Below are 18,119 nucleotides of genomic sequence, written 5' to 3' on the forward strand. Positions count from 1 at the left end.
ACGGGGGAAAGAGGAAGGGGAGGCCCGCCCGGGGGGGGCCCCCCGCCTCTTGCTCTTCTCCTGTCCGTCCGGGAAACCCTTCGCCCCGGCCTTCCGCTACGACCGCCTGCCGCGCGCGATGCGCTCGGCGGCGAACACGTCCTCCAGCCGGTACAGCAGCGCCCGGCCCTGTCGCCCCGCCGGTACGAGATGGCCGAGCTGCACCCACTTGCGGATGGTGGCCGGGACCACGCCGGCCTCCTCGGCGGCCAGCGCGGCGTTGATCAGCGGTGCGACGGCAGTGGCGGTCATCGTCGTACCCCCTCGTCCGGGGCGTCCATGGAGGCGGCGATCTCGTGGTGATCGCCGCCCGCGGTGGTCAGCGCCGCCCAGTCACCCTCGTGCCAGACGTGGCGGTAGGCCGGATCCGTACGACAGTCGCACGCCTCGGTCGCGCATCGGCAGGCCGGGTTGACGCACAGGACCGCACGGCGGGCGGGGAAGGCGCGCAACGACACCGAGCCGCACCAGGGGCAGCGGCCGCGCACCCGCACCATCGACTCGGTGTCCCCGAGCGCACGGGCGCAGCGCCGGGCCATCCGCCGCGACTCGTCCCGTACGTGTTCGACGAGGGCGGTGTGCCCTTCCGCGCGTGCGAGCAGATCGAGGATCCGGGCGAGCCGCTGGGGCACGCGCGCGTGGCGGGGCCGGCCGAGACCGAGCTTCTCGTGGACGGCCTCGTCGAGCTCCACGACGCCGTCGGTGATGTCCCGGATGGCGTCGGATACGTGCAGGCGCAGCGGCGCAGCCGAGTGGCCGGGTACGGACAGGCCGTGCCGCTGCTCCATGAGCAGGGCCTCGCGCCGCTCCTCGCGCAGCGAATCGACGTCCTGCGCCGAGTGCCGTCGCTCGGGCGCGCCGGAGGCCGGTCCGCGCCGCCCCGGGGCGAGCTCGGTCAGCAGCTCGGGGAACTGTCGCAGCAGCGCCTCGATCCAGAGCGTGGCGTCCTGTATCGGGGTGGTCATGGGGCCTCCTGACGGTGCGGACGGTGAGAGGGCGGGTGAGGCGGGGAGGGGGGCGGCCGGACGCCGATCGGCATACGCGCGATGCCAGCCCCGGTGTCTGTGAGGTGACGTAGGGTCGCTACGCGCCGCGTATGTGTCACTTCTCGACTGCGGCGCGCTCACGCGGGCCCTCAACGTGCGGGCGTGCAACGTCGCGGGAGCGGAGGCGGACCAGGCGGCCGTTGCGCCACAGGCGCCCGGCGGCGACCCCGTCGAAGAAGCTCTCGGCCGGGTTCACCGCTTCTTCGCAGTGCCGGATCACAGGGCAGGCTTGGCATGCGATCAGTGCAGTTCGGGCCACTTCCTCCCGCCGTGCGAACACGATCTGAGGGGGGAGGTCCAGGCATGCGGCGGCGGCGCGCCAGCCGCCGGACTCCCGCGCTTCGGACTCGCGTGCTTCGGGCAGGGACATGGGGCGACTCCCGGACTCGGAGAGAGTGTTGCGAACCCGCACATTGGCATGTTGCGCACGCGCTCGCAACTTATTTGGGGGGTCGTTCTTCTCGGAATCCACACCGTGCGCGCGCAGGAGCACGTAATTCCGTGCGCGCAAGCGCGATACTCTGAGGTCCGCTTCGGAGGGAGGCGACACCACCATGACCGCCAATGACCTGGATCAGTTCGCCGCCTGGATCGAGGAGCTCATCCGGCGCCGCGGCTTCGACATCGACAGCCCTCGCGGCGGCGGCAAGTCCCGGCTCGCCGACGAGGCGGGCGTGCACCGCGCGGCGATCACCCGCCTGCTGCAGCGTCAGTCCATGCCGGACCTGGAGACGACCCGGCGCCTCGCGCACGTCCTGGACGTTCCGGTACGCGACATGCTCATCCGCTCCGGCCGGCTGACCGAGGAGGACCTGCCGCTTCCGCAGGCCGCCGAGCCGCCGGTCGTTCCCGCCGGTGACCGGCGCCTCACCCTGGAGGAGGCCGCCGCCGCTCTCGGCGTCCCCGCCGACCAGCGGGAGATGTTCATCAGGGTCGCCGGACAGTTCCTGCCGCCGCCGTCCGCCCAGCGGGCCCCGGCCGTCCGCGACTGACGCGGAAGCCTTCGCGGGACACCGTGGGGCTGCGGGACACCGCGGCGCGACGTGAGGTGACGTGGAGCGACGTCGGGCGACGTAGGAGCGTCGGGGCGCAGGGGCCGGAACGGCATCGTCCCCTTCGCCCCAGTAGGCTGTTCCGGCCTGTCCCCCACACCACGCAGGCCGTACTCCCCCCAGAAGTGCGCGCCCTCGCAGCGGTTACGTTGCCTGGGTGCGCTCTGACGTGCGCGGGGATGGGGGCAGTGATGGGGCAGGGGCGCGATCGCCGCAGCGACGAGCGGAGAGAGGCGCCGCCGTCCCTTGGCGGCGACACCCCCACGCAGCCGGCACCGGAGCCGTCGCCCGTACCCCCGGACGACGTGCCGGGCCTGCTGGCGTTACTCGGGGAGCTTCTGGAGAAGCACGCGCCCGAAGAGGTCGCGGTCGTCCTTCGCGAGGAGCTGGACCGGCGTGAGACGGCCGCCTATGCCAGTGGCTGGCGCGACGCGGCCGAGGCGTACGCCCCCGCGCTGGAGGAGGCGCGCCGGCTGGGCAGGCGTCCACTCCGGCTGGTGGGGCGCACGCCGGGGCAGGCCGCGGTGATTCCCTTCCCGCACGAGCGCGCGGACGCCGTGGCATCGTCGCCGGACGACGCGCCGCCGACCCCGCGGACCGGGGAGGAGTCGGGCTCGGCCCCGGGTCCGCTCGCCTCGCCGCCCGGCCCGGGCCCGGCCCCGGAGCGCGGCACCGACGTGCGAAGGCCGGCCAGGGCCGCCCGGCCGCCCGCGGTCGGTGGCGGCGCCGGGGACGTGGGCGGCGCGGGGGGCGCCGGGGCGGCAGCGGCCTCCGACGCCCCGGCCTCCGGCCCTGTGCCCGGCGGCCCTGTGCCCGGCGACCCTGGGCCCGCGGCCCCTGTGCCTGCCGACCCTGTGCCCGCCGTACCTTCGGGTGCCGTACCGTCCGGCGCCGTACCTTCGGGTGCCGGACCCTCCGGCGCCGTGCCCGGGCCCCGCTCGGCGTCGCCCGCCGACCGGCCTGCCTTCGTGCGCAAGAATCCCAAGTCCAAGGTGCCCACGATTCCGCGGCTCCCGTCACCCCGCGGCTCCGGTGGGCGCCGGAAACCCGCTGCCGGCGGGGCTCCGGAGGCGGTTCCCGAAGGGGTTCGGGGCGGGGCCCTTGACGGGACATCCGGCGGTGCCGGGGAGGAGGCCACGCCCGGCGGCGCGGTGTAGCCGCTCGGGCGGCGGGGTTCCCACGTTCTCCGAGGTCGCCGCGCCCCCGTGCGCGTGGGCATTTGTTTTGACCGGAGTCCATGCGATAGGTACGCTCAGACCTTGTGCCTGGGGTGTGCCTGGGCTCGTGTGCGTGTCCTCAACCGCATGGCGAGCTCATCAACGGCCACCGCAATCTGCGCCTTTTCCGCCCTCGGCGGAGGTCCGCAGTATTCGACACACCCGACCGCGTGGGTCGGTGCGGTGTTCCAGGTTAGTTTTACGACGGCACACAGAAACCGGAGAAGTAGTGCCTACGATCCAGCAGCTGGTCCGGAAGGGCCGGCAGGACAAGGTCGAGAAGAACAAGACGCCCGCACTCGAGGGTTCCCCTCAGCGTCGCGGCGTCTGCACGCGTGTGTTCACGACCACCCCGAAGAAGCCGAACTCGGCCCTCCGTAAGGTCGCGCGTGTGCGTCTGACCTCGGGTATCGAGGTCACGGCCTACATCCCGGGTGAGGGTCACAACCTGCAGGAGCACTCCATCGTGCTCGTGCGTGGTGGCCGTGTGAAGGACCTGCCGGGTGTTCGTTACAAGATCATCCGCGGTTCCCTCGACACGCAGGGCGTCAAGAACCGTAAGCAGGCTCGCAGCCGCTACGGCGCCAAGAAGGAGAAGTAAGAATGCCTCGTAAGGGCCCCGCCCCGAAGCGCCCGGTCATCATCGACCCGGTCTACAGCTCTCCTCTTGTCACCTCGCTGATCAACAAGATCCTGCTGGACGGCAAGCGTTCCACCGCCGAGCGCATCGTCTACGGCGCCATGGAAGGCCTCCGCGAGAAGACCGGCAACGACCCGGTCATCACGCTGAAGCGCGCCCTCGAGAACGTGAAGCCGTCCCTCGAGGTCAAGTCCCGCCGTGTCGGTGGCGCCACCTACCAGGTGCCGATCGAGGTCAAGCCCGGTCGCGCGTCCACCCTGGCTCTGCGCTGGCTCGTGGGTTACTCCCGCGCCCGCCGCGAGAAGACCATGACCGAGCGCCTCATGAACGAGCTCCTCGACGCCTCCAACGGCCTCGGTGCTTCGGTCAAGAAGCGTGAGGACACGCACAAGATGGCCGAGTCCAACAAGGCCTTCGCGCACTACCGCTGGTAGTCGCAACCCACATCGAGACCGAGAGAAGACTGAGCCGATATGGCTACCACTTCGCTTGACCTTGCCAAGGTGCGCAACATCGGCATCATGGCTCACATCGACGCGGGCAAGACGACCACCACCGAGCGGATCCTGTTCTACACCGGCGTCTCGTACAAGATCGGTGAAGTCCACGACGGCGCTGCCACGATGGACTGGATGGAGCAGGAGCAGGAGCGCGGCATCACGATCACGTCCGCCGCGACGACCTGCCACTGGCCGCTCGAGGACGTCGACCACACCATCAACATCATCGACACCCCGGGCCACGTCGACTTCACCGTCGAGGTGGAGCGTTCGCTCCGCGTGCTCGACGGTGCCGTGACGGTGTTCGACGGCGTCGCCGGTGTCGAGCCCCAGTCCGAGACTGTCTGGCGTCAGGCGGACCGCTACGGCGTTCCGCGTATCTGCTTCGTCAACAAGCTCGACCGTACGGGCGCCGAGTTCCACCGCTGCGTCGACATGATCGTGGACCGCCTCGGCGCCGTCCCGATCGTCATGCAGCTCCCCATCGGTTCCGAGATGGACTTCCAGGGTGTTGTGGACCTCGTCCGCATGAAGGCTCTGGTCTGGTCCGCCGAGGCGACCAAGGGCGAGATGTACGACGTCGTCGACATCCCGGCCACGCACACCGAGGCCGCTGAAGAGTGGCGCGGCAAGCTGGTCGAGACCGTCGCCGAGAACGACGAAGAGATCATGGAGCTCTTCCTCGAGGGCCAGGAGCCCACCGAGGAGCAGCTGTACGCCGCGATCCGTCGTATCACCATCGCCTCCGGCAAGGGTGGCGGCGAGAAGACGATCACCCCCGTCTTCTGTGGCACCGCGTTCAAGAACAAGGGTGTTCAGCCCCTGCTCGACGCGGTCGTGCGCTACCTCCCCTCGCCCCTGGACGTCGAGGCCATCGAGGGCGCCGACGTCAAGGACCCCGAGACGGTCATCAGCCGCAAGCCGTCCGACGAGGAGCCGCTGTCGGCCCTCGCGTTCAAGATCGCGAGCGACCCGCACCTCGGTAAGCTCACCTTCGTCCGGATCTACTCCGGTCGCCTGGAGGCCGGCACCTCGGTGCTGAACTCCGTCAAGGGCAAGAAGGAGCGCATCGGCAAGATCTACCGCATGCACGCGAACAAGCGTGAGGAGATCGACTCGGTGGGCGCCGGCGACATCGTCGCCGTCATGGGCCTGAAGCAGACCACCACCGGTGAGACGCTGTGCGACGAGAAGAACCCGGTCATCCTGGAGTCCATGGACTTCCCGGCGCCGGTCATTCAGGTCGCGATCGAGCCCAAGTCCAAGGGTGACCAGGAGAAGCTGGGTGTCGCCATCCAGCGTCTCGCGGAGGAGGACCCCTCCTTCCAGGTTCACTCGGACGAGGAGACCGGCCAGACCATCATCGGTGGTATGGGCGAGCTTCACCTCGACATCCTCGTCGACCGTATGCGTCGCGAGTTCAAGGTCGAGGCGAACGTCGGCAAGCCGCAGGTCGCGTACCGCGAGACGATCCGCAAGGCCGTCGAGCGCGTGGACTTCACCCACAAGAAGCAGACCGGTGGTACCGGTCAGTTCGCCAAGGTGCAGATCGCGATCGAGCCCATCGAGGGCGGCGACGCCTCGTACGAGTTCGTGAACAAGGTCACCGGTGGCCGCATCCCGAAGGAGTACATCCCTTCGGTCGACGCCGGTGCGCAGGAGGCCATGCAGTTCGGCATCCTGGCCGGCTACGAGATGACTGGCGTCCGCGTCATCCTTCTCGACGGTGCCTACCACGAGGTCGACTCCTCCGAGCTCGCCTTCAAGATCGCCGGTTCGCAGGCCTTCAAGGAGGCCGCGCGCAAGGCTTCCCCCGTCATCCTTGAGCCGATGATGGCCGTCGAGGTCGTCACGCCCGAGGACTACATGGGTGAGGTCATCGGCGACATCAACTCCCGCCGTGGTCAGATCCAGGCCATGGAGGAGCGCAGCGGCGCTCGCGTCGTGAAGGGCCTCGTGCCCCTCTCGGAGATGTTCGGCTACGTCGGAGACCTCCGCAGCAAGACCTCGGGTCGCGCAAGCTACTCGATGCAGTTCGACTCCTACGCCGAGGTTCCCCGGAACGTCGCCGAGGAGATCATCGCGAAGGCCAAGGGCGAGTAACTCTCCCAAGTTCACGCTTTAGGCTTGACACCAGTCGCCGGGGCTCAGCCCCCGAAACCCGAGGGATCGGGTCCCGGCGCCTGGCATCCCAGCAAAGATCACCTGGCGCCGATGAAGCAAGGCGTTCAGAACCACTCCAGGAGGACCCCAGTGGCGAAGGCGAAGTTCGAGCGGACTAAGCCGCACGTCAACATCGGCACCATCGGTCACATTGACCACGGTAAGACGACCCTCACGGCCGCCATTACCAAGGTGCTGCACGACGCGTACCCGGACCTGAACGAGGCCTCGGCCTTCGACCAGATCGACAAGGCTCCTGAGGAGCGCCAGCGCGGTATCACCATCTCCATCGCGCACGTCGAGTACCAGACCGAGTCGCGTCACTACGCCCACGTCGACTGCCCCGGTCACGCGGACTACATCAAGAACATGATCACGGGTGCGGCGCAGATGGACGGCGCCATCCTCGTGGTCGCCGCCACCGACGGCCCGATGCCGCAGACCAAGGAGCACGTGCTCCTGGCCCGCCAGGTCGGCGTTCCGTACATCGTCGTCGCCCTGAACAAGGCCGACATGGTGGACGACGAGGAGATCCTGGAGCTCGTCGAGCTCGAGGTCCGTGAGCTCCTCTCCGAGTACGAGTTCCCGGGCGACGACCTGCCGGTCGTCAAGGTCTCGGCGCTCAAGGCGCTCGAGGGCGACAAGGAGTGGGGCCAGTCGGTCCTGAACCTGATGGCCGCCGTCGACGAGGCGATCCCGCAGCCCGAGCGTGACGTCGACAAGCCGTTCCTGATGCCGATCGAGGACGTCTTCACGATCACCGGTCGTGGCACCGTCGTCACCGGTCGTATCGAGCGTGGTGTCCTCAAGGTCAACGAGACCGTCGACATCGTCGGTATCAAGACCGAGAAGGTCACCACCACGGTCACCGGCATCGAGATGTTCCGCAAGCTGCTCGACGAGGGCCAGGCCGGTGAGAACGTCGGTCTGCTCCTCCGTGGCATCAAGCGCGAGGATGTCGAGCGCGGCCAGGTCATCATCAAGCCCGGTTCGGTCACGCCGCACACCGAGTTCGAGGCCCAGGCCTACATCCTGTCGAAGGACGAGGGTGGCCGTCACACCCCGTTCTTCAACAACTACCGCCCGCAGTTCTACTTCCGTACCACGGACGTGACCGGCGTCGTGACCCTCCCCGAGGGCACCGAGATGGTCATGCCGGGCGACAACACCTCCATGACCGTCGAGCTGATCCAGCCCGTCGCCATGGAGGAGGGCCTGAAGTTCGCCATCCGTGAGGGTGGCCGGACCGTGGGCGCCGGCCAGGTCGTCAAGATCAACAAGTAATTGTCGATCGCGTGACCTGTGCCGCTCCTGACGGAGCGTCATGAGAGGGCCCCCGGCCCGCCGTTCGCGGCGGGGCGGGGGCCCTTTTCGTTGCGGTGGCATCGTGTCGTGGCAGCGACCGGTGGAGCGGGTCGCCGCCCGTCGTCGCCGCGGCTACTCGTTCTCGACGAGCGCGGACCGCTCCGTCGGCCGCCACACCCACGGGTGGGCGTCCGCGCCCAGGCCGACGGCGACCGGTCCGCCCGGGACCAGCCGCAGGGCCGCCGCCTGGACGGCGGCCGTTCCGCTCGTACGGGTGAAGAGCCGGTCGCCCCGCCGCAGCTGGATCCGGCCGCGCAGGTCCCTGCCGAGCAGAACCGGCCCCTGCGCGTCGGCCGCCGCGGCCACGGAGCCGTACCCGTCGAAGGACACGTTCCCGCGCCCCGGCGACAGCAGTTGCCTGGCGGCGGGCCTGCGGTAGTACACGTCAAGACCGGCGTGGCCCTGGGCCGGTACGGCGGCGACCGGGTCGCCCGCGAGGGGGAGCGGGGCGGCCGGGGCGGAGCCGATCCAGTGCAGGACGGACTCCCGTCCGGCGGCGAGGACGTGGACGCGTCCTTCGGTGTCGGCCACGACCTCCAGACCGTCCTGGATCTCCTCGGTGCCGGGGAGCACCCGCCACGGGGACCAGGTCCCGTCCGCGTCCCGTACGCGCGTCGACACACCCTTGTCCGCGTTCCGTACGAAGAGATGGACCCGGCCGTCGGGGGCGGTCACGGCCACCGGCACACCGATACGCCGTCCCCGGTCGTCGCTCCGCTCCGGATTCCCGAGGCCCCGCCAGGCGAGGAAGGGACCGCCGGGGGAGCGCTGCTCCAGCAGGACGACCTCCCGTCTGTTGGGCCCTCCGCGGCCGCCGAACGCGGCGAACCGCACGCCGAGGAGCAGGGTCCTGCCATCGGGCAGGGTGGCCGAGCCGAGCGCCGGCGCGAGCGGCCCGCCGCCGAGGTCCTCCGGCTCGCCCCACAGGCCCGAGCCCTTCTCCGTCTCCCGCCAGCGGACGGCCCGCAGCCCCAGCACCCCGAAGGCGTCGAGTCGCCCGTCGGGCCGCGCGACGACCGCGGGGCCGGTGCCCGGCCAGCGGTGGTGCGTGGACCTGACCCAGCCCTTGCGGTTGGTGAGGGGCCGGCCGCCGCCCACGCCGTAGTCGCCGCAGCCGGACGGGTTGCCGCACTCCCAGCCCGGATCGCCGCCGTACTGGAAGAGGTGGCCGGCCTTCTCCTTGAGCACCTGCGGCGGCAGGTTCTTGGGCCAGTGGCGGTTGTAGTAGCCGCGGAACGAGGTCACGACGAACGCGGGTATCGCCCCGGGGCTCCTCTGCGCCTCGGCGACCCAGCGGATCAGCGCGGCCCAGGTGAAGCAGGCGGCGGCGGTGTGGTCGCCGTGGTCGGAGTAGCCGGGCTGCTCGCTGTCGCGCCGGCGGGTCGCCTCGTTGCTGACCTGGATGTCGGGATCCGGGTCGAGGGTCTGTACGACGGTCGGCCGGTAGCGGTCGAGGAGGCCGACGAGGACGTCGATCAGCTGGTCGTGGTCGTAGGGGTCGGACCGGTCGACGGGGGAGTCGGCGGAGAGGTGCGTACGGAGTTCGAGCGCGCGGTCGTGCCAGAGGGCGGGCAGGGCCGTGAAGCGCCGGGGAGCGTGCTCGGGCAGGTTGAGGAAGATCAGCTCGACCCGGCGGCCGCCGTGCACGAGCGTGTTGATCTCGGCGCGGCGCCCGCCGTGGAGGGTGGCGACGCCTTTCTGCCAGGGGGTGAACCGGTCGAGTCCGAGGAGCGTCGCGTAGGCCTGGCGCAGGCCCTGGTGGCGGGACGAGGAGTAGGCGGCCCGGTCCGGCGGGACCTCCGGCATGCCGTCGATCCGGTTGACGCCCCTGTGCTCGCCGGCGGTGACGTAGACGGAGACCAGGGGGACGCCGGCGTCGAGCAGGCGCTGGGTGTCGGGGTTCATGAAGAACAGGTCGTCGTCCGGGTGCGCGGCGAACTGCATGAGCTGCGCGCGTCGCGTGCTGGCGATCGGCACCCCGGGCGCGGGATCGGCCGCGGGCTCACTGCGGCGCGGGGCCGGCACGGAACACCCGGCGAGCGCGGTCGCACCGACGGCGGTGGCGGTCGCGAGCACGGCACGCCGCCCGGGCATGCCGAAGAGCCCGGACCCGGATATGTCGTCCACTGCAGCTTCCCCCGTACCGCACACCGGCCCACACCGGTCCCTGACCACCCCTGAGACGACGGACGGCCTGGCCGGAGCCGAATCCGCGACTGGCTAGACGGGATTCAGGCACCGCGGGTTGCGCGGACGTTCGGACTTCGTACGGGGGTACGTGCGGGACCGGAGGGTGGAGGGACGCGGGCCTGTGGGGGTGGCTGGGCCTCGTCGACCGCTCCCTGCGGAGGGGACCGGCTGGGAAGGGGATCAGCTGGGAAGGGGACCGGCCGACGATCACTACGCGGGCATTACTCGGGCTTGTACGCCCAGGGGGCACAGCTGCCGTAGGTCCTGTCGCTCTGGCGGCAGGACACCTGGCCGTTCAGCAGGGAGGGATGGGCCGAGGACCTCGCCGTACCGACAGAGGTGGCGACCGTCCCGTGGGGGTCTTCGACCGCCCAGGCCGTCCCCTGAAAATCCTGGCGGTCCAGACCCTGCGCGGAGCAACGCCCCAGGTCGCTGAACCAGGTGCCCCCGGGGTCGATCACGATGCCGTCACGGGTGTAGGGCTCCGGGGAGCACTCCCGTTCGACGCCGGCCGTGTACACGACGCGCACATCGGCGACCGCCTGGGTCTTGCCGACGTTCTTCACGATCACACCGAACGTCGCGCGCGATTCGGCGGGGTTGACCTGGACGCAGGGCTTGAGCTGAAGGTTGGGCGACTGCCCCGCAGACCTCCAGTCCGCGCAGTAGATGTGACTGCCCGCGTAGGGAGTGCTGTCCGTCGCCTGGCGTGTGCTGGTGCCCTTCGGGGCGGCCGCGCTCGGTCCGGCGGCGGCCGGCTCCTCCGTCTTCGGCGCGCCGGAGGGGGACGGGCTCACCGCTGTGGGCGTGGGCACGGTCGTGGGCGTGCTCGGCGGGGAGGAAGGGGCCAGGGCCGCGCCCGCCGTGGTGGACGCGGGTTCCACAGCCTGCTGATCGGGTCTTTCCCCTCCCGTGTCGGTCAGGACGAGCGTCACCACCGCTCCCACGAGCGCGAGGGCCACGAGGGTGAGTCCCACCGAGCGGCCGCCGAAGTGGATGGTCTTCGCCTGAAAGGCGTTACCCCCGACATGAGATCCGGCGGAGATCTCGTTGGCGGTCTGTTCGGACGGAGGCGCCCCGTTCGTGGATCGATCGGTCACTTTGCGATCGGTCACTTGCGATCGGTCACTTTCCGCCGCGCAGGCCGCGGAAGCTGAAGCGTCCCCGGATGTTCTGGCCCTGGATCACGTTCCCGTGCACGGTGCCGGAGACCTGGTTGCTGTGCCGGAGCTGGTTCGTCGGGGCGGTTGCCTGACCACCGCTCTCGTACTCCTTGAGCCAGTCGCGCAAGTCCTCGGCGAAGGCCGGATCGCTCTCGATGTAGCGCGACAGGGCCTCGACGAGCGGCGCGGTCTCGGTCTCGGCCGCGTCGAGCGCGGTCATCGCCTCGTCGTCGCGGCGGAACCGGTGCCGGATCACGCCGAGCAGGCTGTCCAGAGCCCCGGCTCCGACCGCGCCGAGCGCGCCCTGCGCGACCGCGGCAGCCACCGACTGGGCAAGCGCAATGTCCATGGGTCTCTCCGAAAGGTGACCGCACCAGGGCGCCGGCGCGCGGCGCCGCCTGGGCCTGATCCGACGTTGGGTCAGATGATGGCAGAGCTCGGTCCGATTCGACCAACTGACTACAGAAACAGGCCAGTTGGCGAAAAGCAGTGTTCCGTGGAGCGGGGTGGTTCGTGCGTCGGGGTCACGCGGCCGTCGATGTCCCGCTGTCGTGGGCCACCGCGTCACGGACGCCCGCGACCCGGGACCGGCCGGGGGGCGCCCGGCGGGGTTCGCGGGACCCGGCCGGAGGCGCCGTGGTTCGCGGGACCGGTCGGTGGCGCCTGCCGGGACTCTCGGACCGGTCCCTTCCTGGAGGTGGAAGCGGTCAGCGCACGGGGGGAGGGACCGCTTCGTCACGTGTGCCACTCCGCGCCGACCTCACCCGTTCCCAGCGACACCGTCGTCCGGACCCGCATCGGGCCGTCCTCGCGGCGGGAGAGCAGGACCAGTTCGGCGACCCGGGCCGTCGTGGAGCCGAGCAGGGCCTCGGAGGTGGTGGCCAGCGTCTGGGGGTCGTGGCTGCGGCCGAGCGAGAGGTGCGGGGTGAAGCCCCTGGCCTGCCCACCGCACAGGGGGAACCGGGCTTCCAGGGCACCCCGCAGACGGGCCCACGGCGCCTCACCGGCCGCGCAGGGGTCGAGCCAGACGGTGGCCTCCTCGCGGTGGCCGAACCAGTGGACGCCCTCCAGGCGGGCCCGGAAGGGAGGCGTCTCGCCGGCCGCCTCCGCCACCAGCGGCACCGCCCGCTCGAAGTCGGCCTCCGGGACGAAGCCGAAGAGGACGTTGACGTGCGGCGGCCAGCGGTGGATCTGGCGGTCGTGGGCGCGGCGGATGTGCTGGATCGCCGGCCAGAGCCGGCGCGGCGGGATCCAGGCCACGGCGGTCCGGTTCGTCGAGGGCACGGCGAGGACCTCCCGGGGCCTGGCGAGGGGTTCCTCGGCCGCCACGGTCGCGTCGAGCCGGTCCAGGCCCGTCGCGCGGTCCCAGACCAGCTCCCCGTCCGCCTCGAAGAAGATCACGCGGTGCCAGGGGATCTCCCCGCCCGGTACGAAGTCGGGCAGGGCGATCCGCGAGGGGCCCGCCCCGCGCTCCGCGATCCCCATGACGAAGCGCTCGGGGTCGAAGCGGGGATCCCACAGCACCCGGTGGTAGATCTCGTCGCTGGTGTGCACGCCCGGCGACTGCCCCGGCAGCGGCGTCTCAGTCGGACGGGTCGGCCGGTGTCCGGGGACGGCTTCCCGCTGGGCGGCCCCTCAGGGTCCGTCCGTCATCCGCGGCGAGCGGAGTGGTCCTCCTAGGGTCCGCATACGGGCCCCGGGGGCAGGCGGCGCGCTCGCCTCGTCATGGTCGTGCTCACCCTGGCGACCGGCGTGATCGAGGCCGTGGGCGTTCTCGTGCTCGGCCCCGTCCTCACGGCGATGCAGGCAGGGACTCGACCGCGGCGATGCCGGCCGGAGGCCTGCCGGGGCCTGGCCGCTGCGCGAGGGGTGCACCCCTCGGCCGTCCTCGGTCTCCCCTGTGCGCCGGCCCTTCTCCGGTGCGCGGCGTCCTCGGTGGCGCCGGAACGGCGGACGTCCGAGCCGGGTCGAGCAGGGGTCACGGAGGGTCGGCGTTTGACTTGGGTCACGTCCGGGGTATTCTCTCCGGCTCGATTGGCCAGGCCGGTGTCCCGTATGGCAGACTGTCGGGGTTGCTCGGTTGAGTGCCGATGCTGCACGCCTCCCGTCGGGGGGACCGGAAGCGAGTCCCACAGTACTCGTCGCTCCTTTTCAGGGGCGGACGTACGGGAATCTTCCGGGAAGTGTCAGCGGGGTACCGGCCAGGCACTCGGTGGCCCTCCTGCAGATGTTGCAGCCCGCCCCCGGCTCGCGGTCATGGTGACCGCACACCCTTGGTTGGGAAATCCTGCGGGATTTCTGCGTAGAGGGAGTGCGACACGCCCGACCGCGTGGGTCGGAGGCGGAGTCATGAGAGCCCCCGAGTCCAGAGCGTTACTACGAGACAGGACTACTGAGTAGCCATGGCGGGACAGAAGATCCGCATCCGGCTCAAGGCCTACGACCACGAGGTCATCGACTCCTCGGCGAAGAAGATCGTCGAGACGGTGACGCGCACTGGTGCGTCGGTCGCGGGCCCGGTGCCGCTGCCCACTGAGAAGAACGTGTACTGCGTCATCAAGTCGCCGCACAAGTACAAGGACTCGCGCGAGCACTTCGAGATGCGCACGCACAAGCGCCTCATCGACATCCTCGACCCCACGCCGAAGACGGTTGACTCGCTGATGCGTCTCGACCTGCCGGCGGGCGTCGACATCGAGATCAAGCTCTGAGGTGACGCGCGAGATGGCTAAGAACATCAAGGGCATCCTGGGCGAGAAGCTCGGCATGACGCAGGTCTGGGACGAGAACAACCGGGTTGTCCCGGTGACCGTCGTCAAGGCCGGCCCCAATGTCGTGACCCAGGTGCGTACGAACGACATCGACGGCTACGAGTCGGTCCAGATCGCCTTCGGCGAGATCGACCCGCGCAAGGTGAACAAGCCCCTCAAGGGCCACTTCGCCAAGGCCGACGTCACCCCGCGCCGTCACCTTGTGGAGCTCCGCACCGCTGACGCCTCCGAGTACACGCTCGGCCAGGAGATCACCGCCGAGGTCTTCGAGGCCGGCGTGAAGGTCGACGTCACCGGTAAGAGCAAGGGCAAGGGCTTCGCCGGTGTCATGAAGCGCCACAACTTCCGTGGTGGCAAGGCCTCCCACGGTGCCCACCGCGTGCACCGCAAGCCCGGTTCGATCGGTGGCTGCGCCACCCCGGGCCGTGTCTTCAAGGGCATGCGCATGGCCGGCCGCATGGGTAACGAGCGCGTGACCACCCAGAACCTGACCGTTCACGCCGTTGACGCGGAGAAGGGCCTGCTCCTGATCAAGGGTGCGGTTCCTGGTCCGAACGGCGGCCTCGTCCTGGTCCGCACCGCGGCCAAGGGGGCCTGAGGATATGAGCACCATTGACATTCTGTCGCCCTCCGGCGACAAGACCGGGACCGTCGAGCTCCCGGCCGAGATCTTCGAGGCCAAGGTCAGCATCCCGCTGATCCACCAGGTCGTCGTCGCGCAGCTGGCCGCCGCCCGTCAGGGCACGCACAAGGTCAAGACGCGTGGCGAGGTCCGCGGTGGTGGCAAGAAGCCGTACCGCCAGAAGGGCACCGGCCGCGCCCGTCAGGGTTCGACCCGCGCCCCGCAGTTCGCCGGTGGTGGCGTCGTGCACGGTCCCGTGCCGCGTGACTACTCGCAGCGGACCCCCAAGAAGATGAAGGTCGCCGCCCTCCGCGGTGCCCTCTCCGACCGGGCGACCCACTCCCGCATCCACGTCGTCTCCGGCGTGGTCGAGGGTGGCATCTCCACCAAGGCCGCCAAGACGCTGTTCGGCAAGATCTCGGAGCGCAAGAACCTGCTCCTGGTCGTCGAGCGCTCCGACGAGGCCGCGTGGCTGTCCGCCCGCAACCTGCCCCAGGTGCACATCCTGGAGCCGGGCCAGCTGAACACGTACGACGTGATGCGATCCGACGACGTGGTCTTCACCCAGGCCGCCCTCGAGTCCTTCGTGTCTGGCCCCAAGGCCGCTGACAACGAAGGGAGCGAGGCCTGATGTCCGAGGCCACGATCACCAGCAAGACCTTCACGGACCCGCGTGACATCCTCGTCAAGCCGGTTGTTTCCGAGAAGAGCTACGCGCTGCTCGACGAGAACAAGTACACGTTCATCGTTGCGCCCGGCGCCAACAAGACCCAGATCAAGCAGGCCGTCGAGGCGGTCTTCTCGGTCAAGGTCACCGGGGTCAACACGATCAACCGTCAGGGCAAGCGCAAGCGCACCCGCACCGGTTTCGGCAAGCGCGCCAACACCAAGCGCGCCATCGTGACCCTTGCCGAGGGCAACCGTATCGACATCTTCGGCGGCCCGACCGCCTGACGGCGGTCGAGTCGTCCGGAATCGGACGAGGACTGAGAAATGGGAATCCGCAAGTACAAGCCGACTACGCCGGGCCGCCGTGGCTCCTCCGTAGCCGACTTCGTCGAGATCACGCGGTCCACGCCGGAGAAGTCGCTGGTCCGCCCCCTGCACAGCAAGGGCGGCCGTAACAACACCGGTCGGATCACGGTTCGGCACCAGGGTGGTGGCCACAAGCGCGCCTACCGCGTGATCGACTTCCGTCGTCACGACAAGGACGGCGTGCCGGCCAAGGTCGCTCACATCGAGTACGACCCGAACCGCACCGCGCGCATCGCGCTGCTCCACTACGTGGACGGCGAGAAGCGCTACATCATCGCCCCCAAGGGTCTGACGCAGGGTGACCGCGTCGAGAACGGCCCCGGCGCGGACATCAAGCCCGGCAACAACCTGGCGCTCCGCAACATCCCGGTCGGTACCACGATCCACGCGATCGAGATCCGTCCCGGCGGTGGCGCCAAGTTCGCCCGTTCCGCGGGTGCCTCCGTGCAGCTGCTGGCGAAGGAGGGCACGATGGCCCACCTTCGTATGCCGTCCGGTGAGATCCGTCTCGTCGACGCCCGCTGCCGCGCCACCATCGGCGAGGTCGGCAACGCCGAGCAGTCGAACATCAACTGGGGCAAGGCCGGCCGTAAGCGCTGGCTGGGCGTTCGCCCGACCGTTCGCGGTGTGGCGATGAACCCGGTGGACCACCCGCACGGTGGTGGTGAGGGCAAGACCTCCGGTGGTCGCCACCCGGTCTCCCCGTGGGGTCAGAAGGAGGGTCGTACTCGCTCGCCGAAGAAGGCTTCGAGCAAGTACATCGTCCGCCGCCGCAAGACGAACAAGAAGCGCTAGGAGCGGGTTTAGATGCCGCGCAGTCTCAAGAAGGGACCCTTCGTTGACGGCCACCTCGTAAAGAAGGTGGACGCTCAGAACGAAGCCGGTACCAAGAACGTCATCAAGACCTGGTCCCGTCGCTCGATGATCATCCCGGCCATGCTCGGCCACACGATCGCGGTGCACAACGGCAAGACCCACATTCCGGTGTTTGTCACCGAGTCGATGGTCGGCCACAAGCTCGGCGAGTTCTCGCCGACGCGCACCTTCCGGGGTCACGTGAAGGACGACCGGAAGTCGAAGCGCCGCTAGTAGCGGGGTGGAATGACCATGACAGACACTGGAAGGACAACCATGGAAGCCAGGGCCCAGGCGCGGTACATCCGCGTTACGCCCATGAAGGCCCGCCGTGTGGTGGACCTTATCCGTGGCATGGATGCCACGGAGGCTCAGGCGGTCCTGCGTTTCGCCCCGCAGGCCGCGAGCGTGCCGGTCGGCAAGGTGCTGGACAGCGCCATCGCCAACGCCGCGCACAACTACGACCACAGTGACGCCTCTTCGCTGTACATCAGCGAGGCGTTCGTGGATGAGGGCCCGACCCTGAAGCGGTTCCGTCCGCGTGCTCAGGGCCGTGCCTACCGGATCCGTAAGCGGACCAGCCACATCACCGTGGTCGTCAGCAGCAAGGAAGGAACCCGGTAATGGGCCAGAAGGTTAACCCGCATGGGTTCCGGCTCGGCATCACCACGGACTTCAAGTCCCGCTGGTACGCCGACAAGCTGTACAAGGACTACGTCAAGGAAGACGTCGCCATCCGTCGGATGATGACGTCCGGCATGGAGCGCGCCGGCATCTCGAAGGTTGAGATCGAGCGCACCCGTGACCGCGTGCGGGTGGACATCCACACCGCGCGTCCCGGCATCGTCATCGGCCGCCGTGGCGCCGAGGCCGACCGCATCCGCGGCGACCTCGAGAAGCTCACGGGCAAGCAGGTCCAGCTGAACATCCTCGAGGTCAAGAACCCCGAGATGGACGCTCAGCTGGTTGCTCAGGCCGTTGCCGAGCAGCTCTCCTCCCGCGTCTCCTTCCGTCGCGCCATGCGTAAGAGCATGCAGGGCACGATGAAGGCCGGCGCCAAGGGCATCAAGATCCAGTGCGGCGGTCGCCTCGGCGGCGCCGAGATGTCCCGCTCGGAGTTCTACCGCGAGGGCCGTGTGCCCCTGCACACGCTCCGCGCGAACGTCGACTACGGCTTCTTCGAGGCCAAGACGACCTTCGGCCGCATCGGCGTGAAGGTCTGGATCTACAAGGGCGATGTCAAGAACATCGCCGAGGTCCGCGCCGAGAACGCAGCGGCCCGTGCGGGTAACCGCCCGGCCCGTGGCGCCGGTGACCGTCCGGCCGGTGGCCGCGGTGGTCGCGGTGGCGAGCGTGGCGGTCGCGGTCGCAAGCCGCAGCAGGCTCCGGCTGCCGAGGCCCCCAAGGCCGACGCTCCCGCCGCCGCTCCGGCTGCTGAGAGCACCGGAACGGAGGCCTGAC

General features: G+C 69.7%; 21 protein-coding genes. 14 read left to right on the forward strand and 7 right to left on the reverse strand.

Annotated features, from left to right (window positions below):
- Positions 1–96: 96 nt before the first annotated feature.
- The 3 genes from ACFUJR_RS03930 to ACFUJR_RS03940 all read right to left on the reverse strand — a co-directional run bounded on the left by ACFUJR_RS03930 (position 97) and on the right by ACFUJR_RS03940 (position 1,455).
- A complete protein-coding gene (locus ACFUJR_RS03930; protein WP_383179936.1) occupies positions 97–291 on the reverse strand; it encodes a hypothetical protein in 195 nt (64 codons plus the stop codon).
- The gene (locus ACFUJR_RS03935; RefSeq protein ID WP_383179939.1) at positions 288–1,004 is read right to left on the reverse strand and encodes a hypothetical protein; all 717 of its coding nucleotides are present in this window, start codon (positions 1,002–1,004) and stop codon (positions 288–290) included. Before ACFUJR_RS03935 ends, ACFUJR_RS03930 begins: the two co-directional genes overlap by 4 nt.
- A gap of 136 nt (positions 1,005–1,140) precedes the next feature.
- Positions 1,141–1,455: a WhiB family transcriptional regulator gene (locus ACFUJR_RS03940; RefSeq protein WP_383179942.1), complete on the reverse strand. Its 315-nt coding sequence runs from the start codon at positions 1,453–1,455 to the stop codon at positions 1,141–1,143.
- A gap of 184 nt (positions 1,456–1,639) precedes the next feature.
- Between ACFUJR_RS03940 and ACFUJR_RS03945 the strand changes: the two genes are divergently transcribed.
- The 6 genes from ACFUJR_RS03945 (at position 1,640) to tuf (ending at position 7,941) form a co-directional block, all read left to right on the forward strand.
- A complete protein-coding gene (locus tag ACFUJR_RS03945; protein WP_383179944.1) occupies positions 1,640–2,077 on the forward strand; it encodes a helix-turn-helix domain-containing protein in 438 nt (145 codons plus the stop codon).
- Positions 2,078–2,328: 251 nt separating this feature from the next.
- Positions 2,329–3,294, forward strand: a complete 966-nt coding sequence (locus ACFUJR_RS03950; protein WP_383450213.1) for a hypothetical protein — start codon at positions 2,329–2,331, stop codon at positions 3,292–3,294.
- 289 nt (positions 3,295–3,583) lie between these two features.
- Positions 3,584–3,955, forward strand: coding sequence for a 30S ribosomal protein S12 (rpsL, locus tag ACFUJR_RS03955; protein ID WP_003948652.1), 372 nt, complete (start codon positions 3,584–3,586; stop codon positions 3,953–3,955).
- Positions 3,956–3,957: 2 nt separating this feature from the next.
- On the forward strand, positions 3,958–4,428 hold the full coding sequence (gene rpsG / locus ACFUJR_RS03960; RefSeq protein WP_003966970.1) for a 30S ribosomal protein S7: 471 nt from the start codon (positions 3,958–3,960) through the stop codon (positions 4,426–4,428).
- A 39-nt stretch (positions 4,429–4,467) separates the two neighbouring features.
- Entirely contained in the window at positions 4,468–6,597 is a 2,130-nt protein-coding gene (gene fusA / locus ACFUJR_RS03965; protein ID WP_383179948.1) for an elongation factor G, read from the forward strand.
- 150 nt (positions 6,598–6,747) lie between these two features.
- Positions 6,748–7,941 (forward strand): elongation factor Tu, encoded by a 1,194-nt coding sequence (gene tuf, locus ACFUJR_RS03970; RefSeq protein ID WP_361965487.1) that lies wholly within the window; start codon positions 6,748–6,750, stop codon positions 7,939–7,941.
- A 153-nt stretch (positions 7,942–8,094) separates the two neighbouring features.
- On the opposite strand, the gene ACFUJR_RS03975 is transcribed toward tuf, so the two are convergent.
- The 4 genes from ACFUJR_RS03975 to ACFUJR_RS03990 form a co-directional block, all read right to left on the reverse strand.
- Complete coding sequence (locus tag ACFUJR_RS03975; protein WP_383171333.1) at positions 8,095–10,116, reverse strand: PIG-L family deacetylase; 2,022 nt, start codon at positions 10,114–10,116, stop codon at positions 8,095–8,097.
- A gap of 317 nt (positions 10,117–10,433) precedes the next feature.
- Positions 10,434–11,312 carry a hypothetical protein gene (locus ACFUJR_RS03980; protein ID WP_383171278.1) on the reverse strand — a complete coding sequence of 293 codons (879 nt, stop codon included), beginning with the start codon at positions 11,310–11,312 and terminating at the stop codon, positions 10,434–10,436.
- Between the two features lie 25 nt (positions 11,313–11,337).
- Entirely contained in the window at positions 11,338–11,724 is a 387-nt protein-coding gene (locus tag ACFUJR_RS03985) for a hypothetical protein (protein ID WP_383171281.1), read from the reverse strand.
- A gap of 386 nt (positions 11,725–12,110) precedes the next feature.
- Positions 12,111–12,929 (reverse strand): RNA repair domain-containing protein, encoded by an 819-nt coding sequence (locus tag ACFUJR_RS03990; RefSeq protein WP_383171284.1) that lies wholly within the window; start codon positions 12,927–12,929, stop codon positions 12,111–12,113.
- An 848-nt stretch (positions 12,930–13,777) separates the two neighbouring features.
- On the opposite strand from ACFUJR_RS03990, the gene rpsJ reads away from it, so the two are divergent.
- The 8 genes from rpsJ to rpsC are packed head-to-tail and all read left to right on the forward strand — an operon-like array spanning position 13,778 to position 18,118.
- A complete protein-coding gene (rpsJ, locus tag ACFUJR_RS03995) occupies positions 13,778–14,086 on the forward strand; it encodes a 30S ribosomal protein S10 (protein WP_003948644.1) in 309 nt (102 codons plus the stop codon).
- A 13-nt stretch (positions 14,087–14,099) separates the two neighbouring features.
- Entirely contained in the window at positions 14,100–14,744 is a 645-nt protein-coding gene (rplC, locus tag ACFUJR_RS04000) for a 50S ribosomal protein L3 (protein ID WP_361965481.1), read from the forward strand.
- A gap of 4 nt (positions 14,745–14,748) precedes the next feature.
- On the forward strand, positions 14,749–15,399 hold the full coding sequence (gene rplD / locus ACFUJR_RS04005) for a 50S ribosomal protein L4 (protein WP_383171288.1): 651 nt from the start codon (positions 14,749–14,751) through the stop codon (positions 15,397–15,399).
- Positions 15,399–15,722 carry a 50S ribosomal protein L23 gene (gene rplW / locus ACFUJR_RS04010; RefSeq protein ID WP_352188385.1) on the forward strand — a complete coding sequence of 108 codons (324 nt, stop codon included), beginning with the start codon at positions 15,399–15,401 and terminating at the stop codon, positions 15,720–15,722. The genes rplD and rplW overlap by 1 nt, the downstream gene beginning before the upstream one ends.
- Before the next feature lie 39 nt (positions 15,723–15,761).
- Positions 15,762–16,598, forward strand: a complete 837-nt coding sequence (gene rplB, locus ACFUJR_RS04015) for a 50S ribosomal protein L2 (RefSeq protein WP_030214008.1) — start codon at positions 15,762–15,764, stop codon at positions 16,596–16,598.
- Between the two features lie 12 nt (positions 16,599–16,610).
- Positions 16,611–16,892 (forward strand): 30S ribosomal protein S19, encoded by a 282-nt coding sequence (gene rpsS, locus ACFUJR_RS04020; RefSeq protein WP_015035577.1) that lies wholly within the window; start codon positions 16,611–16,613, stop codon positions 16,890–16,892.
- Positions 16,893–16,934: 42 nt separating this feature from the next.
- Positions 16,935–17,282: a 50S ribosomal protein L22 gene (rplV, locus tag ACFUJR_RS04025; RefSeq protein ID WP_041662774.1), complete on the forward strand. Its 348-nt coding sequence runs from the start codon at positions 16,935–16,937 to the stop codon at positions 17,280–17,282.
- Positions 17,282–18,118: a 30S ribosomal protein S3 gene (gene rpsC, locus ACFUJR_RS04030; RefSeq protein WP_383171293.1), complete on the forward strand. Its 837-nt coding sequence runs from the start codon at positions 17,282–17,284 to the stop codon at positions 18,116–18,118. Before rplV ends, rpsC begins: the two co-directional genes overlap by 1 nt.
- The last annotated feature ends 1 nt before the right edge of the window (position 18,119 follow it).

It is taken from the genome of Streptomyces sp. NPDC057271, from assembly GCF_042668715.1.
In the GTDB taxonomy this organism is placed as follows: domain Bacteria; phylum Actinomycetota; class Actinomycetes; order Streptomycetales; family Streptomycetaceae; genus Streptomyces.

Excerpts from the sequence above, each read along its gene's own strand:
- rplW (WP_352188385.1), top strand. The coding sequence starts at position 15,399 with ATGTCCGAGGCCACGATCACCAGCAAGACCTTCACGGACCCGCGTGAC.
- rpsC (WP_383171293.1), top strand. The coding sequence starts at position 17,282 with ATGGGCCAGAAGGTTAACCCGCATGGGTTCCGGCTCGGCATCACCACG.
- rpsJ (WP_003948644.1), top strand. The coding sequence starts at position 13,778 with ATGGCGGGACAGAAGATCCGCATCCGGCTCAAGGCCTACGACCACGAG.
- rplC (WP_361965481.1), top strand. The coding sequence starts at position 14,100 with ATGGCTAAGAACATCAAGGGCATCCTGGGCGAGAAGCTCGGCATGACG.
- rpsG (WP_003966970.1), top strand. The coding sequence starts at position 3,958 with ATGCCTCGTAAGGGCCCCGCCCCGAAGCGCCCGGTCATCATCGACCCG.
- ACFUJR_RS03930 (WP_383179936.1), bottom strand. The coding sequence starts at position 291 with ATGACCGCCACTGCCGTCGCACCGCTGATCAACGCCGCGCTGGCCGCC.
- ACFUJR_RS03940 (WP_383179942.1), bottom strand. The coding sequence starts at position 1,455 with ATGTCCCTGCCCGAAGCACGCGAGTCCGAAGCGCGGGAGTCCGGCGGC.
- fusA (WP_383179948.1), top strand. The coding sequence starts at position 4,468 with ATGGCTACCACTTCGCTTGACCTTGCCAAGGTGCGCAACATCGGCATC.
- rpsS (WP_015035577.1), top strand. The coding sequence starts at position 16,611 with ATGCCGCGCAGTCTCAAGAAGGGACCCTTCGTTGACGGCCACCTCGTA.
- ACFUJR_RS03985 (WP_383171281.1), bottom strand. The coding sequence starts at position 11,724 with ATGGACATTGCGCTTGCCCAGTCGGTGGCTGCCGCGGTCGCGCAGGGC.
- rplV (WP_041662774.1), top strand. The coding sequence starts at position 16,935 with ATGGAAGCCAGGGCCCAGGCGCGGTACATCCGCGTTACGCCCATGAAG.
- ACFUJR_RS03975 (WP_383171333.1), bottom strand. The coding sequence starts at position 10,116 with ATGCCCGGGCGGCGTGCCGTGCTCGCGACCGCCACCGCCGTCGGTGCG.
- ACFUJR_RS03945 (WP_383179944.1), top strand. The coding sequence starts at position 1,640 with ATGACCGCCAATGACCTGGATCAGTTCGCCGCCTGGATCGAGGAGCTC.
- ACFUJR_RS03935 (WP_383179939.1), bottom strand. The coding sequence starts at position 1,004 with ATGACCACCCCGATACAGGACGCCACGCTCTGGATCGAGGCGCTGCTG.
- rplD (WP_383171288.1), top strand. The coding sequence starts at position 14,749 with ATGAGCACCATTGACATTCTGTCGCCCTCCGGCGACAAGACCGGGACC.
- rplB (WP_030214008.1), top strand. The coding sequence starts at position 15,762 with ATGGGAATCCGCAAGTACAAGCCGACTACGCCGGGCCGCCGTGGCTCC.
- ACFUJR_RS03950 (WP_383450213.1), top strand. The coding sequence starts at position 2,329 with ATGGGGCAGGGGCGCGATCGCCGCAGCGACGAGCGGAGAGAGGCGCCG.